This is a genomic window from Synechococcus sp. PCC 7335, assembly GCF_000155595.1.
Lineage (GTDB): Bacteria > Cyanobacteriota > Cyanobacteriia > Phormidesmidales > Phormidesmidaceae > Phormidesmis.
In genome coordinates this window covers 2,136,823-2,153,322 of the sequence record NZ_DS989904.1, presented here as the reverse complement: position 1 = coordinate 2,153,322, position 16,500 = coordinate 2,136,823, and the positions used below count along the sequence as shown (strand labels likewise).

11 protein-coding genes are annotated in these 16,500 nt (G+C 47.3%); all 11 read right to left on the bottom strand.

Annotated elements, in window-relative coordinates; genetic code table 11:
* Nucleotides 1-120: 120 nt before the first annotated feature.
* The gene (locus S7335_RS09425) at nt 121-1,272 is read right to left on the bottom strand and encodes a glycosyltransferase (RefSeq protein WP_006455235.1); all 1,152 of its coding nucleotides are present in this window, start codon (nt 1,270-1,272) and stop codon (nt 121-123) included.
* Nucleotides 1,273-1,341: 69 nt separating this feature from the next.
* A complete protein-coding gene (locus tag S7335_RS09420; protein ID WP_006455958.1) occupies nt 1,342-2,763 on the bottom strand; it encodes a hypothetical protein in 1,422 nt (473 codons plus the stop codon).
* A 94-nt stretch (nt 2,764-2,857) separates the two neighbouring features.
* Complete coding sequence (locus S7335_RS09415) at nt 2,858-3,802, bottom strand: sulfotransferase (RefSeq protein ID WP_006456020.1); 945 nt, start codon at nt 3,800-3,802, stop codon at nt 2,858-2,860.
* Between the two features lie 59 nt (nt 3,803-3,861).
* Nucleotides 3,862-5,004 carry a glycosyltransferase family 4 protein gene (locus S7335_RS09410; RefSeq protein WP_038015981.1) on the bottom strand — a complete coding sequence of 381 codons (1,143 nt, stop codon included), beginning with the start codon at nt 5,002-5,004 and terminating at the stop codon, nt 3,862-3,864.
* A gap of 90 nt (nt 5,005-5,094) precedes the next feature.
* The gene (locus S7335_RS09405; RefSeq protein ID WP_006455503.1) at nt 5,095-6,039 is read right to left on the bottom strand and encodes a glycosyltransferase family 2 protein; all 945 of its coding nucleotides are present in this window, start codon (nt 6,037-6,039) and stop codon (nt 5,095-5,097) included.
* A 43-nt stretch (nt 6,040-6,082) separates the two neighbouring features.
* A complete protein-coding gene (locus tag S7335_RS09400) occupies nt 6,083-6,976 on the bottom strand; it encodes a sulfotransferase (protein ID WP_006454235.1) in 894 nt (297 codons plus the stop codon).
* A 96-nt stretch (nt 6,977-7,072) separates the two neighbouring features.
* Complete coding sequence (locus S7335_RS09395) at nt 7,073-11,131, bottom strand: FG-GAP-like repeat-containing protein (RefSeq protein ID WP_006454724.1); 4,059 nt, start codon at nt 11,129-11,131, stop codon at nt 7,073-7,075.
* 327 nt (nt 11,132-11,458) lie between these two features.
* Nucleotides 11,459-13,501, bottom strand: coding sequence for a CRTAC1 family protein (locus tag S7335_RS09390; protein WP_006454808.1), 2,043 nt, complete (start codon nt 13,499-13,501; stop codon nt 11,459-11,461).
* A gap of 56 nt (nt 13,502-13,557) precedes the next feature.
* A complete protein-coding gene (locus S7335_RS09385) occupies nt 13,558-14,529 on the bottom strand; it encodes a sulfotransferase (protein WP_006457648.1) in 972 nt (323 codons plus the stop codon).
* Between the two features lie 80 nt (nt 14,530-14,609).
* Entirely contained in the window at nt 14,610-15,503 is an 894-nt protein-coding gene (locus tag S7335_RS09380) for a sulfotransferase domain-containing protein (protein ID WP_038015978.1), read from the bottom strand.
* Between the two features lie 38 nt (nt 15,504-15,541).
* Nucleotides 15,542-16,477 carry a glycosyltransferase family 2 protein gene (locus tag S7335_RS09375; RefSeq protein WP_006454514.1) on the bottom strand — a complete coding sequence of 312 codons (936 nt, stop codon included), beginning with the start codon at nt 16,475-16,477 and terminating at the stop codon, nt 15,542-15,544.
* Between the last annotated feature and the right edge of the window lie 23 nt (nt 16,478-16,500).

The window sequence follows — 16,500 nt, the reverse complement described above, 5'->3', positions numbered from 1 at the left end:
AGTATTTGATAGAAAATCGAGATCAACTGTAGTTGTTGACCAAAGGAAATTACCTACAGAACTGAATAGATAGAAAGTTCGACTACTCCATATGCTGAAGCTTAAGAAGGATGCTGAAGCCTAAGAAGGCGATTGAACAACTCTGTTTATTTCATTAATAAATTGGCGAGCGATCGCGGTTGTGTTGTATTGAGCCAAAACAGTTTGTCTTCCTGTTGCAGCTGTTTGCTCCCGCAAGGAGTCATCGAGAATAAGTAGGCTTAATTGTTCTGCTAGGGCTTCTGAATTTCCTTCTTCGAACACCAGTCCACCTCCAGTTGCCCTAATTAGATTGGGAATTTCGCCTGAGTTAGAGCCAACCACTGGCGTCAGGCAGGCCATGGCTTCAATAATTACCCTGCCGAACTGCTCTTTCCAGTTCGCGCGCGTTTCTGAAGGGATAACGAGTAAATCAAAGATACTTAAGTAGATGGGCGCTTCAGGATGAGGAACATAGCCAAGGTAGTTGACGCGATCGCCTAGTCCAAGGCTATTCATTTGACTAGAAAACTCATCTTGATAGTCTCCAGTCCCTACTACGATCAGTCGCCAAGGCAACGCCCTTATTATATTCAGGGCACATGCGAGCGTTGCAAATCCTTTTTCCTCAACGATTCGCCCCATGTAGCCAATGAGGATTTCATCCTCACTATCTTTTAATTTGACCTTAAGATCAGCAGACTCGGGGCGAGGAAAGTATATTTCTGGATCAATTGCTCCTGGCAGCAGCGTGCAGGGCCCATCATAGCCCTTTTCTCTTAATATTTCCTTAGCACTTTGAGATCCTGGAAAGGCAAAGTGACTGCGTTCAAACACGAATTGCTGTAGCTGCTGAAATGGAAAAGGATACTGCTTGAAGATATTCTGCCAAGTGAAAAAACCAATTGGTCTATTAATACTTAAAATATTGGCCAGATAGATCTGAGCGGTGGCAAGACCATATGGCTCATGATTGACATAGATAGCGTCTGGGCTGATTTCTTTCAGCAGTTGGGTAAAAGTAGAGCGATAGAGATGGAGTGGAATATTACCAGACATCCATGTCGGGATCGTCAACAGCTCTCCTGTATACTCTGGCCATCGTTCTAGTGCGATCGCCTTGCCGCCATACTCACTCTTCCAGTTAGACGGAACAACAATCGTTATCTCCCAGTCCGTCTGCTTTTCAATCTCAGCATAGAACTGCTGGTTAATAGGCGTAACGCAAGGATGACTAATTACGAGGATTTTCACTAGGAGCCATCCCTCCGTAAAGATGATTAAGTTAACTGAGTAAGATTAATTTGGAAGCGAGCGGAACGGTTATCCTCTTAAATAGTTGGTGAGGGGGGGATTGTACAGCCGTTGTTCGCGATAGTACTTCTTAGCAGCGATCCCCATCCCTAGCATTAACCAAAGCATAAAGCCAGAGCTATCTATCATCAGACTTCCAAACGGCAACTGAATCAGCGTGCTGATTACAACTGCCCTTGCTGCAGCTACGAATTTATCATGCTTGCTATCGTGTCCCTCGAATAATCTAACAATAAGTACAATTAGACCACCAACGTAGAAGATTGTTCCAATCCAACCTAGATTGAACAAAAAGGTAAATATACCCCACTCATAGTGGCGATCACCGATCCCGTATCCGACCAAGTTTGTTAGTGCAGGACCGACTAACAGACCAAAGGTTGCAAGGCGAGTATTGGCACTGCCGTCGTTTTCCAAGTTAGAGAACGATCCGAGGCGATCCCCAATGGCTGAGAACGAGTCTATACTTGCTAGCGAAAAGAGAGCAATCCCAAAGACCAAGATTGTGATAATTAGCTGCATTTGATGCTTAGATTTCAACGACGTCATTAGCACCATTACTCCAACAAGCCAGCCCCCCCAAGCAGAGCGAACCATCGACAGCAAAAATGCTAAGTAACCAGAAATCAAGCTAGGAATAAGTAGCTTGCTACGAACACTAAACATGACTAGCAGACAGGCTCTCATGATATTACCGAAAGGACCAGGAGAGTTTAGCGTGCTCCAAACTCTAAATCCTCTAGGTGCAGCTCTGCCCGCGCTGGTAAATCCAGATTTGGTCAGCCAAAACATATCCCACTCTGGCGCGATCAAATACTGATATATTCCATAGCAACCCATGAGCAGAACAGCCCAAACGAAGGTTTTCTGAATGACGTTGCGGTAGGCAGGATAGTCTCGCCAGTGAGCAAATAGGTGAAATGCCATTAGAGGTGGTGCAGCCCATCCTAGAAAGGAGGTAACAATAGAAACCAGCCCAAAGCCCTGCGCCATCCCAATGAGTAGCGCATAGAATAATCCAACGAAGACAGTTGCAAAGGGAAGCCCACCTCTTCGAAGCATCTTGGGCAAATATTTTCCGAGTGCTAAGCTGCTGATGAAAGTGACTAGAAAAGGGGCTAATAGGAAAGGACTCGGCTCAGTATAGCCCCCTCGAAAGTCAGAAACTCGACGAATGAACGGCACGATAAACCACAGCCAACAGGTGAAGCTAACGTACATTATCGGACAACGTAGATAGAGAAGTAACCCAACACCAAAGGCGCCCGCCGAGAATGCTATCGACAGAATTCGACCCAGTCCAAGTGCGATTCCAAGCAGCGTTAGTGCAGAAAACACACCGATGGCAAGCCAGCCCAATGCTGAATCCGGATCAGTCTTGAGCACCTCGATATACGAATTTGTTGACGATACTTGCTGTCCTTGATTCACGCCTTCCCTCTTATTTCGCTAATAGGCAGCAGCACTACGCAATAGTCTCCTGCGCGCACATGCGCTTCTCTCATTCCACGTTCATGCCAATCCGCTAGTAGCCGTAGACTGAGCGATTCATGGCAGTCAAAACCTCGGAGGTTACCCGCAGATAGCCAGGTAGCTTGGTTTTCCACTTTTCATCTAGCACAATGCCTTTCCCTTCATAGCGCATTGGATTACCCGCAATAGTATGCTGGCTACCCTGACGAAAATTATTAACGGCTTCCGCTTCAAACTCGCAACCAATCATCGAACAGATTTTTTCGAAAGTGCCCGTTGGATCAGAAGCGAGTTCTTCATAGTTGACTAGCTTGTAGTCACCTGAATCAAGGTGACTCTGAGCGATTTTTGTAATTAGATAATTCTCAATAGACCACTTCAACGATTGTCTAGCGGTTTCATATAGGCGTCTATGGACAACGTTGGCATACTCTTTAGGCAGTCTCTTCACCATAGAATAGGCAAACGATGGCGGTTTCTTAACCACATGCAGAACTTTGATGTTGAAACGCTGCGATCGCACTAACCACAGCAATCGATAAGGATCTTTAGACGCATCAATCACCCAGTTCAGCTCAGGGCTGTACTTTTCTCGCATAATATCTAGAAAAGTACTAAACACCCGGTAGTTGTTTTGTCCATAGACTTCAACCTGTTTTGCGATTTCTGGAGACAGTGGCCCCTTCCCAAAGTCACCTAAGCGATCTAGGCGCACGGTATGACCAGCATCCCACTGTTCTCGGAATAGATGCATTTGCGGCTCAGGCTGACTCAGCGGATCAACACGCCTACGCATCTCGCTCCAGACAGGACAGTCCAGTACTGATTCTCCACAGATACAAGGTTTGACACCCCCTTGTAAAATTTCATGAGGCCACATGTGGATCTCACCGCTGGTTGTCATTTTAGAATGAGCACCCAGCATGGACTCTAGTAGCGTAGAACCGCTATGTCCAATACTGCCAATATAAATTAAGTTGATTTTAGGCTGTTCCATAGTCTTTTGTTTAGATTCCTGTATTGAACGGTCTAGAAAGGGAAGCCGGTCTAAAAAGACTAAGCTGGCACGAGCTGAGCAGACTTACCTAGCGCTTCTAATAGATCAATGTACTTTTGCGCTTTACTCACCCAACTATGGTCTTCTACAATTGCTCGGCCCGCTTTACCCATCTGATGACGCTGCTCAGGATTGTCTGCTAGAGTAGCTAGTGCCTTCGATAGCGCTTCTACATCCTCTGACTCTGGCAATACAATACCTGCTGCTGGCGTGATCACCTCAGATGCACCAGTAGTCGCACAAGTAATTACCGGTAGACCCGTCGCCATTGCCTCAGTCACAACCATTCCGAAGGGTTCATACCGAGATGGAAACACGAAGAAGTCAACTGCTTTCATAATCTCAGCAACATCAAGCCGATAGCCTAAGAAGTGAACGCGATCGCCAATCCCAAGGGTTTTAGCACGTTCAATATAAGGACTTCCCTCGGTTGATCCCACGACTGTCAAGTGCAAGTTAGGTACAGTGACCATCGCGTTGAGTACCGTTTCTAAGTTCTTTCGATTCGATCGAATATCGCCGACGAACAGCGCCATCGGTACCCCTTCTGGTAAACCCCAATCAGACCGCTCCCGCTCACCGGGAACAAATTCTTGCACATCAACACCATTGAAGATAACGCGAACCCTATCTTCATCTACTCCGACACTTAGTAATTCCTGCTCTACCCGCTTAGAAACTGCAATCACCACTTTAGCTTGGCTCAAAGCGCGCTTCTCCCAATGTGCATTCAAAGAGGTGTAAAGCCATTGATACTTACCTAGAATGTCCTTACGCTGACGAGCGGTGTGAACAGGCGATCGCAGCCAGCCGTTATGCAGAAACTGCACCGTATTAACATCCCCAGGAAAAGCCGTTACGCAACCATAGACTTGAACGGCGTCCAATGTTTTCCTGTTTTGCTTCAGCCATTGTGTACTTTGCCAAGAAAAAACCAGATCTCGTAGCAGAATCGATGGCAAATGTTTAACCGAAATATTTACCCAGCTCACCTGGTCACTCTCTAGTAGATCGTCTGCAACTTTGCTAGCAATCAGCGTAAAATGATGACCCCGGCGGATAGCCTCTTTCACAATCTCGTAGTTGGCTCTGCCTTGTCCATCACCTTTTACAACATTCTGTGAGACGATACAAAATCTCATTGATAAATCCTTTCTAAGCGTTTCGCTAACAATCCGGAAATCAACAGCTCTTCCACTACTCTCTACGCTCCTAAAGCAAGTCAACACCCCTTATCCTATGGCCTTGCGTGAACCCTTCCGCCAAGTTTGCACACCTTCCCACTGACCTCTCAGGGAAGCTTGAGTTTTGCGAATAGACAGTAACCCTTCTTTAGGCAAAAATCTCAGACACTGCACCAGTCCACGATTCCCTCTAGTGCCAATTAGCGCACCCCAGGTAAGAAAAACAACTCTTCGCAGTGGCGAAAAGTGTTCTAGCAAGTTCAGCGTTCCGTTGTGAACCTGATTGATGTGAGCTGCTGAGGCAAACTGTCTTCGCTGATCTTCGTCGTGGCGCTGCGCTGGATAGTGGTCGACTAAAATTCGAGGATCATAGATGATCTTCCATCCCTGGCGCTTTAGTGATAAGCAACAGGCATCTTCAAAAAAGACTTGTGCTCCAGTTCCTCTCATACGCTCATCAAAACGAACCTTTTCTAGTGCTACCCGTCGGAAGCCCATGTTGACACCCTTGAGCAAATCAACTTCTCTAGCCTCTCCTATCCCGAAGCTATGATTGCCGATAATTCGACCGCACCACTGGACCTGACCAACTGTCTCAGTTTCGATAAACTTGATATGGGTAATACCATGCAAGATATCTCGTCCACCTACCGCCCCAATCTTTTCATCAGATGCAAAGTGGGCTTCCATTTGTTTAATCCAATCTGGCAGAGGTGCAGCATCGTCGTCAGTATAAACAACAATATCGCTGCTAGCAGCATCTAGACCGGCGTTCATAGCCGCTACCACCCCAGGAATTGAGACACTAACTGTTTTTAATGGCAACGCTTCGGGGTCAAACAATTCTAGAAATGTCCACGTTTCAGTATCTGTATCTCTAGCTACAACAATAACTTCATCAGCGGGATGGTTTTGCCGCTTGAAGGCAGTAAGGCAACGCTCTAGATCCTTTGGGCGGCGGTAGGTAGGGATAACAGCAGTAACCGTCAACATGATTTAAGTTTTAAACACTAAAGATATAAGAACAATGCTCCCGTCATTTTAACCAGATAGAAAGATCGCGATTGAGTAGATCTTGAAGCTTCAAAACGTCTTCACGATAGGTCTCTACCAATTGCTGACGAACTTCTACAGGAAATGTCGGCTTATCGCCCGTGTTTTTACGATGAACATCACGAGAAATGCGTTTGCGCATCTGTTTGGGCAGCAGCGGCTTAACTGCTGTCTTTAAGGGGTTATCCTTCATAAAAAGATTTTGCAGCCAGCGACGTTTTGGAATACCCGATACGTTGGAGCGCGTTAGATCAGGCACAAAACTATCATCGACACCCAAGAAACGATAAATATCTTGTGCGACCGTCTGAGCACTTTTTACCAAATCTTCGTACAGATATACCTGTATCTGCTCACTATCAAACCGATCGAAATACCGCTTTAGCTGTTCATAGTAAAATCCCCTATGCTGATAGAACCATAGAGGCTGCCAGTTTTCTTCTCGGCGACGCGGTTCTGCTTGAAGTCCCTCGGCGAAGCTCAGCGTCTCAAACCCGTCACGGACCAAATGAACATAGCTTGAGAAGGCACGGTCAGCCGGATTTCGCAAAACGGCAATCAGCCTAACGTTAGGAATGTGATGTTGAATACGTTCACTTGCTTTTTCGCTGTAAAGGTAGATGGTTGATGCTTCGCCGATAGCCGCTTCGTCACTGACTCCCTTAAATAGCTTCTGATAGTCCTCTAGCGTACTAATAGAACCTCGGTTGATACCCTGAGTGATGCCGCCATAGTTAGGCTCTTCACCTTCTAGTGCAAAGAATCGAGGCTCTTTTTGCGCACTCATATAGACTTGTGGATGCTGAGCTAGGTATGAGTAGAGCGAAGTAGTTCCGGCCTTTGCCGCACCAATTATCAAAAAGTTAGGCATATGCATGGTAGGACTAGCCTAGGCACTAGCCTAGGCAATAAAAATTCAGCAAAAGCGGCTGTCCGATCAATACGTCTAGCATAGGTTCTCTGGGCTAGGAGCCTACGAGGCTGGTGCCGTTAGAGAAATGGCATCAATGTTCACCTTATCTAGTCCAAAACTAGATCCGTCGAAGAGTAACCCCGTATCAAAGCTACCAGTAGTAGTTGATCCAACTGAGGATGCAGTGAAACCGAATACATCATCATCAGCTCCTGACAGTCCTGGTACATCGAAATTGCCAGCCGCAGAGAAAAGCAGCTTGTCAGCAGCATCCGTTGCTATTCCGTCTATAAATTCTTGGCTATCGTCTCCTAGCCCAACATCGCTACCATCAAAGTATACAGACCAACTGCCACTGGTGTTCTCGCCTAAAGACGTCGGTCTAAATAGTAGAAGGTCTTCGTTATTCGCACTAGCACCGGGGACATTAGATGGCCCTTGAGTAGAGATCAACAAACTACCATCAGACAGCCCAGTTAAGCCATCGATATCTTCTTCCCCCTTTGTAAGGCCGACATCGCTTCCATCTAGATATAGCTCAAAGGTTCCAGCTGTCACTTCACCTAGTGAAGTCGCAGTGAATTTGACTACGTCGGAATCATCTATCTCTCCGGCCCCCTCTAGGGTCATGGCCTTATCAAAGGATATTAAGAGTTCGCTATCACTAATAACCGTGAAGGCATCGACGTTCATACCTTTGCCACCAAGACCAACATCCGAACCATCGAAGAAAAGACTAAAGCTGGTGCCATCGTACCGAACGATATCTTCAGACCGGGTGGCAATTCCATCCAAGTAAATTCCATTTCTGAGACTGAAGAGTAAATCAGCATCATCAGTTGGATTACCGGTATTCCCATCCGATCCACCACCACCTTGATCGTTCTGGTCGTTGGAGAAATACTTTTCCTGTAAGTAAGTCTCTACCTGCTGTCGTTCATTAGTAGAAAGCGACCGGTCATATATTAATAGAGTGGCAACATCCATATTGACATTAGGGGTGCTGTCGATCTCAGCTCCAATAACTAAGCCTTCACCATTAACAACATCTGTATTGTAGGTATGGTTTCTACTATCGATTAAGTTACCGTCTCGGTACTGGCTGACTGTAGTTCCGTCATGAACAATTCCTTGCAAAAGCCATCCTGTGCCAGTGCCAAGCTCTCCGCTACTGAAGTCATTTCTTCCTCCCCAGCCTTGAGCCATCAGGTTTCCGTTAGGATCGACAACAGCGCCAAAAGTCTGGTTCTTGGAACTGTCGCCGTAGGCAGCACCGCCATAACCTGTTCCATCATATTTAGCGACTAGGAATACCGTACGCTCTGCATTCCCCCCAGGTAGACCGTTCAACTCCAAGGTCCGACTTAGTTTATCTCCAACCCCATCGAATTCGATAACGTTGCGACCGTTGAGCGCATCAACTAATAGGCTAGGATCTCCAGCGCTGATTAGATCATTTCCAAATTCAGACTGATCCGCCCAGCCACTGACAACCCCATTAGTATCGACAGATACCCCTGCATCTGCGTTTAAATTCAAGACCAATCCATCAGTAAGCAGTCCATCGCTGCTTGGCTGTGGTGTAACTGTGACCGTGACGGTAGCGCTGCTAGTTTCCCCATCATCATCAGTAATGGTGTAGCTAAAGCTATCTGTTCCAACAAAATCTGTGGCTGGTGTGTAAGTGTAAGTGCTATCTGAATTACCTGTAATAGCACCCCCCTTAGCGCTAACAGTATCTACTGCAGTGATAGTTGTCGGAATATCACCTAGATTGTCATTACTAAGCAGCGTTGTCTCACCGAAAATGACTGCGGTGTCCTCGACAGTTGTGACGGTGTCATCAGCAGCAACTGGAGTGCTACCGCCCCCACCGCCCGTAATTTGTTCAGTAATCGTGATGACTTGGTTGACGTTGACGTTCTCTAGTACCTGCACCACACCGCTCGGCCAGCGTACCTCTATCCGCTCTACCTGCTCGTTCTGCGCTAGTCCAAAGTGCAGCCGCTGGAAGTCTTGCGAATGCTTATGCACCCCGCCGTTCTGGTCGCGCCGCTGCGTCACTCCCCCCGCCGTTACATACACCTGCGCACCAATCCCATCCCGGTTCGTCCCGACCCGAACGTTCCCCTCACTATCGGTCAGACTCACTGCCCCAGCCAGGTCTATCTGTAGCCAGTTGTTCTCGTTCCCCCGGTTGCGGAACAGCTGCTGCGGTCCGCGAAGCGCCGTCTTCGCACCGTTGGTCACGAACAGGTCCATGAAGCCATCGCCGTCGTAGTCCGCTACCGTCGCGTTGTCACCGACTCCTGTCGTTGCCGATACCGCACCGCCCTGGTTGGCAACAGCAACAAACGTACCATCGCCCTGGTTGTCGAACAGGATGTTCGGGAGGTTACTACCGTTCGCACTTTCTCGTACTACGTAGATATCGACATCCATATCGTTGTCGAAGTCAGCAGCGACTACACCCGCCGCTTTGCTGGTATCGACTGCATCGATGCCGGCACTATCGCTAACGCCAACTAAACCACCGTCAGCGGTGTTGTAGAACAATCGGTCTGCCTGCGCTCTCGCTAGGTAGGCATCTATCAGTCCATCGTTGTTGAAGTCGGCGAAGGCGAAATCCCTAGCACCTTTGAGCCGCTTTGAACCGCCGATAGTCTCATCGACGATGTTCGTGAACGGTGTCGTCGTGACATCGAACAGGTCGGCGATCGCACCCGGTAGGACTAGGTCGTAGAGGTCCTGGTCCGATAGGTAGCCCAAACCACCGAAGCGAACGGTCTTGTTGACCAGTTCGGTGGGCAGAACCGTATCACCAACATCGTCGAAGCGGCCGTTGGCGTTCTGACGAAAGACAGTTGTGGGGTTGAGGCCATCGGCGCGTTGGGTAGAGCCGTGGAACAGGTCGAGTCTGCCGTCGTTGTCGTAGTCTAGCCAGGTAGGGGTCTGGGCTTTGGCGCTGTTATAAGACAGTCCTAACTCAGGTGCTCGGTCTCGTAGCACGCCGTTCTCGTTGACGTACAAACGGTTGGGTTCGCTGCGATCACCCGTGTTCTCTTGGCCAAGTGTGCTAGTGTTACCTTCGCCACCAACCAGCTGCAGTAAGTCCTGGTCGCCATCGTTGTCGAAGTCAGCCCAGGCAACGCCATGGAAGTCACCGCGAATTTCGCTCTCGAGAAAGACATCAGAGTTGCCAGCTTCGACTTGGTTGACGATGTCGGTAAACGTCCCATCGCCATTGTTGACGAACAGGTTGCGGCCACTACCGAAGTGGTTGTTCACCCATAGGTCAGGTAGGCCGTCGCCGTTGAAGTCGCCCCAAGCGCCCGCACCATAGCTACGGCCGGAGATGAAGTCGCCGGCGCTTTCGGTCACATCCTCGAAGCTAATCTGACTCGTCTGGTTTTGCTCAACCTCGATAGTGCGAGTCCCTTGAGCATCACTACTTTCATCACTACCTCCATCACTTATGACGATAGTGACCTGGTCATCCTCTTGCTGCAGACTCTGCAACTGCTCTGCCGATAGCGCTTCCCCCTGAACTAGCGCGGAGAAGATTGCCCCTTCGTCCCCCTGACTATCGACGGCGCCGTTCAAAACCGTATCGATATGGTGGCCTAGTTCTTCGGCGACGATAGCGCTCAGCCTAGCAATATCGTTCTGGTAGAGCTCGAACGCTTCGGCCGATAGATAGATGGTCTCTGTTTGTGCTGCGTAGGCACCGTTCGCACTGCCGAGCTCGGCGGCGGAAAGGAACTCGATGGTAGGTAGTACCTCGAAGTCTCCCGCTTGCCATGCTTCCAATAGAGTGGTTGCGGCTTCAGCGCTGAAGCTATCCCCGAAGGCGAGTCTCATGTTCTCTAGCGTCTCGACTTCGCTATTGGCAAAACTAGTAAGCCGGGTCTGCAGTTCCTCGACGACGAGCGACAGCGTTTGGGTGAGTGCTGCTTCGTTTGCTTGTGCCGTCTCAGCGGCGGGTGCGATCGCCTGACTGTCGGCGCCGAGCATCATCTCCAAAGCCGGCTGTAGTAGCTGGGCAGCCTCAGTTTGTAGGCTTGTTTGGGAGGGGTCTGCGCTAACAAGAGCTGAGTAGGCATCGCAGTAATTGCACATATCTTATCTATGTCTGATTTTAAGAAACTAATAGCTGACGGAGAACCCTAAAACAGCCCGACTGGAGCGTTGCAGCACTTCCCTAGTAACTACTATTACTATCCGGTAAGAGTGCCAACTGCTATAGAAGGATTGATTCCAAAGAACTCAGTGTTCGATCATTAAGCAACATATCACTCCACTTCTATTGAACGGGGAACTTACCGATATAGTTCACGGAGCCTACAAAGACCAACGCAGCTATGTAAAAGTGAGATAAATGGAGATGACAAAGTAGCTCTAGCGCAAAACGATGCTAGAGAGGGTGTTTTAGAGGCTTTGTTGTGATTAGAGTTCGTTAGCTTGACTAATAGTCAGTCGCTGGTCGGCATCGACATCTTGAACTTCTTGGGATGATCCATCTGGCCAATACACTCGCACTAGATCAATAGACTGCTGCTTGCCTACTCCGAAGTACAAGCGATAGTGTCCCTGCGAAAACTGAGATCCTTCAAATTGTCCGACAGTTTGAAGCTGAGTACCTTCAGCAGTGATCAATTCAACGAGCGCCCCAATTGCCTGTCTGTTTTTAGCTGATCCTGTCAAATCAAGCTGCAACCAATGGTTTTGAGTATCTGCACTTGTTCCTCCGACGCCTGAATACAGTGTCACAGCCGAGCTTTCAGTTGTGAACTCGCCTCCAAGTATCTTCTGACTTATCCGTTGATAAAGTGATTGCAGCTTGGATGGTCGGTAGGATGAGGCCCATAGTAGATCTAATCGGCCATCGTTGTTTGCATCAAACCAAGTGGCGAAAGCTTTTTGGAGCAAAGTTGCTTCTTCCCCTAGCAGCTGAACCGGTTCAAACGTTTTAGCGGTCGTTTGCCGATACAGACCGTCAGGCGCTACGTGCAAATCAGCTCGCCCGTCGTTGTCATAGTCGACCCAATTAGCAGTGTAGGATCGAGTAGGAAGCTGTAAAGATTCCAAATCCAACACAACGTAGTTTCCTTGATCGTTCGACAGTAGTGCATTTCCCCCTGGAGAGGCGAAGAACACGTCTAGATCACCGTCGTTATCGTAGTCTGCGACTGTTAACTTACTACTGTCACTAAAGGTCTCAACTACTGTCCCTGGATTGTCACCAATTCTTCGCGGTTCAAATTTCCCATCTTGATTGAGATATAGCCAGAAAGCCTCTTCGCCCACCCATATCAGGTCAACTGCTCGATCTCGATTTGCATCTAGCCATACAAACGAGCCGTCATCGGTGATATCTAAACCAACATCCGATGCTACATCTCTAAAGCGTCCATGGGGAAGCTGCTGGTAGAGCTGATTAGCATAAGAACGTGTTGCAGTCGGTGGGGTGAAACAGACAGTATAGATATCTAATAGTCCATCCGCATTAAAATCTACCCAGGCTGTCTGCAAGGCAGGGCAGGCCTTTTTTTCAATACCGACATCATCGACGATATTGGTGTATGTAGTTTCTTCTGAATTGGCTACCCTTGAGTCTACTAGTAATTCATCTGTATATCGCTCAGGCAGCGTTTCCATTCTGGCCCTTAGCCCACCACGAACAATAAAGACATCTAGAAACCCCTGTCCGTCGTAGTCAGCCCATGCCATTCCATGACGATCTCGTAGGTACATAGTAAAGTCGTAGGCAGCAGGATTAACCTTGTCAACGCCCACGTATATCTGGTTGAGACTAAGTTCGGTGTTTAGCTCAAGAGAGACGGGTAGACTTTGGTTGTATGAGCCTAAAACAGTCTTAGCCTCTTCGGTATCAATACTAAATTGAGTGGTAGAGATAATGGCTCCCGAAGCGAGTTCTTCTTCTTGAATGTCAATGTCAAAGCCGTTGCTGTCGATGACATTCATCGGCGAAGATACTTGAATGGTGCCAGAACCAAAATTTTCACTCCCAGCTGATGGGCCTAGTAAAGACGCTAGATCTTTGCACTCGATTACAATCCGTCGCCTGTCCCAGTAAATATAGACCCCGGGTTCATCCATTACTGGCGCAGCTGCAGGCTCTAGTCCAGGAAAGTCTGGGTCTTGGTTTAACGACAGCGAGGAAATAGGACGTTCATCAAACGTACCATCGGTCTGTCCAAATAGTAGAAATTGCTTCTCACTGTGATTAGAAGTGTATACATCTAGATCACCATCTTGGTTGATATCTGTAACACCAATATCAAATAGCGCAGGCACATCAGATAGCAGCTCTTGAGACTCAAACCACTGCTGACCTCGAGTTGATAAAGCAAGTCTTTCAGCGCCCTGTTGACTATAAATAGCGTGAGCCATCAAGGCGATCGCAAACGCTATGAGCGTCAGAACAACCCCTTTTAAAATCGAATGCTTTTTAAGAGACTTAATCATTGTTCAAGACCTTAGAATGCCCCTTATCAACTGAGTAGTGACCTTTTAGTAGCCTGCTAGAGATAGCCATATTGTGTGAGTTCTTCGTAGGCGACTTCCTCAGCTAGCTTCAGTTCTTCGGGATCTCGACGTTTGTGAATATTAACCGAACTTTGCCTGGCTGTCTTAAACTTCGCTCGCAGCTGATCTGTCATATCACATCTAAAGTGATTGACTATCTGCTCACCGTGTTCCAAAGGCGATCGCACGAGATCCTCATACTTAACAGTCATGATTCGTCCGCTAGCTACAACATCTGGACGCGATATAAACTCGTGACAGCGGCGGACCATCTCCTTCCACATCCAAATCGATCGTATGTAAGGGGTGTAGCTCATGAACGCTTCTTCCTTACCTACTTCAACCCACCACGGAACATATCGATGGTCGTATTGTCGACCTAATGGCATCTCCGCCGTTTTAAACGTCATTAGCTTTTCATCTGTCAGCACTTTGTACTTACGTGCTAGCGAGTCAGCACAGTCCCGGCCATCTCGATAGATATGAATGATTCGACACTCTGGCAAGGCGTTGTATACAAGCTCTGGAGAGAATGCTAGAAACGGCTCTTTGTACACGAACCGTTCAATAGTTCTTTGGGCTTTGAGCGACTGGAGTAGCTCTTGCGTACTCATCGACTTCAGTAGCCATTTATGTATAGAGGTCACACGATTGCCATAAACAGCTTCAAGGTAATCTTGAATAGAAAATTCAAAGCTATTTGCAATACACTGGTAGATCTCAGGCGATAGGTTTTGATTAACTAAGTGTGCTAGCGCTAGCGGGAATAGATGCCCAGAAGAACATTCAGAATTGGGTAGGGCATTTAGCGCTTCAAACAGGAAAGTTGTTCCTGAACGAGGACATCCAAAGATAACGTTGTACTCGAGTGGTATGGGATATTCAAACGCTTTTGAACCAGCTTGATTTGAGTCAACCTGCGTATGGATACTCTCTTTACTTTGCATGATACTAAGACTAAATGACACAACCTTACTCTCTTTGGACAAGCTAGAAAGGCATATAGTTGGCGGTGATATCTATTCGGTTCAATAATTAGTCAGCGTAGTCAAGATAGCCAATGAGAAAGGTCTTTTTGAATAAGATCTTGTAGCTTTAGAATATCTTCTCGGTAGTTGGCAACCAGCTTTTGCCGAATCTCTGAGGACAAAGCTGGTTTCTTCTTCAGGTTCTGGCTTCTAATTGACTTACGTAAGCTACTAGGAATAAGTGGCTTTACAACCGTCTTTAGCGGATTGTCTTTGATTAGTAAGTTTTGTAGTGCCATATTCTTAGGAATTGCTGAAACATTACGGCGAGTCAAATCAGGCGTAAAAGTATCCTCAACTCCTAAAAAGCGACAGGCATCTTGAACAACAGCTTTACTGTCAGCTTGCAGGTCTTTGTAAAGGTATATCTTCATCTGCTCTCTATCGAAGAGATCGAAGTAGCGTTTTACCTGTTCGTAGTAAAATCCAACTCGCTGGTAGTGCCAACCGGGCCAACGTTTTTTTTCGAGCCTACGACTCTCTTCTTGGGTAAGTGCTTCCTCAAAACTTAGGTGCTCGCAGCCATCACGGACCTGATAGCAAAATGCTGAGTAGGCTCTCTCAGCTGGATCTCGCAAGACTGAGATCAGTTTGACATCTGGAAGTTGTTCTTTAATCCGCTTAGGTGTCTTAGGTACATACAAATACTCTGTTGATGCTTCTCCAATAGCAACTTCGTTTGATACACCTTCAAATAGGGCAAGATACTCTTCTAGACTCATAGGAGTGCTTCGATGCTCTTTCGCTCCGCTCCTATAGGGGTCTTTCAGATAGTCTGTGTAGAGCTCTGGTGCAAAGAATCTAGGTTCTTTGACCGGGCTCATATAAATTTGAGGATGCTCATTTAGGTAATGATATAGAGAACTTGTACCCGCTTTGGCAGCTCCTATAATCAGAAAGTTAGGTTGTACCATAAGTCATCGTCGAACCAAGTTTATTCTTTATAAAGCAGTCATCGAGAGGCCTTGGCCATTGGGTAATCTTTACGCTTGCTAACAAAACCTTTTTCCTTACGGCTAAAAAAGTGCTGATAGGCTGAGATAGTCGCTTTAATACCCTTGTGTATAGCCTTTGGGTCCTTCTGCTTAATTAAGCCAGCCGTCATTTTCAAAGGGGCAACCAATGTATAGGTCAGCGCTTTGGGAATTGACTTTTCGTAGAAAAAGTAGGCTTTTGCGGTTGTATATAGTTGGGATGCGAGCACTCGATCCCAATTGCTAGCTCTATCAACTAAAGACTGATAGTGGTTAACCCACAGATTATCCCTATGGACAATCTCGTAACCAAGTGCAACTGCATGACGAGCAATATCTAGCTCTTCATAACCATAGCGTAGGCACTCGTCAAACAACGCTTCTTTAAACAAACTAGTTGGGAAAATAGTCGAGTTCATCACCACTGAACAACAGTCTGAATCACTCACAGGGATTTTCATCGTTCCCCAGAAATCTGCATTATGCGGCAGAATCTTCTTGACGGTGCCTTCTCCTTCCCAGCTTCTATGCTTCATTTCATAGCCAGTAATGACTGCCTCTGGCGTTTGTGCAATGAGCTCGTACGCAATCTCAAAGCAATCTGGTGGTACGCACACATCGTCGTCGATAAACATGAGATGGGTACTCTGCGCTCGTCGAATACAAGCATTGCGATTCGGCCCTAAACCCAACCTAGGGCCAGTTTGGTAAATCACAGCAGGATATTTGGCGATGACTGCTAGGGTAGGTTCTGGATTGGGGCTATCGTCGCTGACAATTACCTCATCTGGCTTGATTTTGCTTTGAAAGACACTTTCTAGACATTTTTCAAGATCTTCTGGTCTGTTCATTGTGCAAATACACAAGCTAATCGAGCGATCGCTCTGTTTTGTCTTTTCTTTGGTTGCGCACATAGTTCGTACGAATAGATGGACAG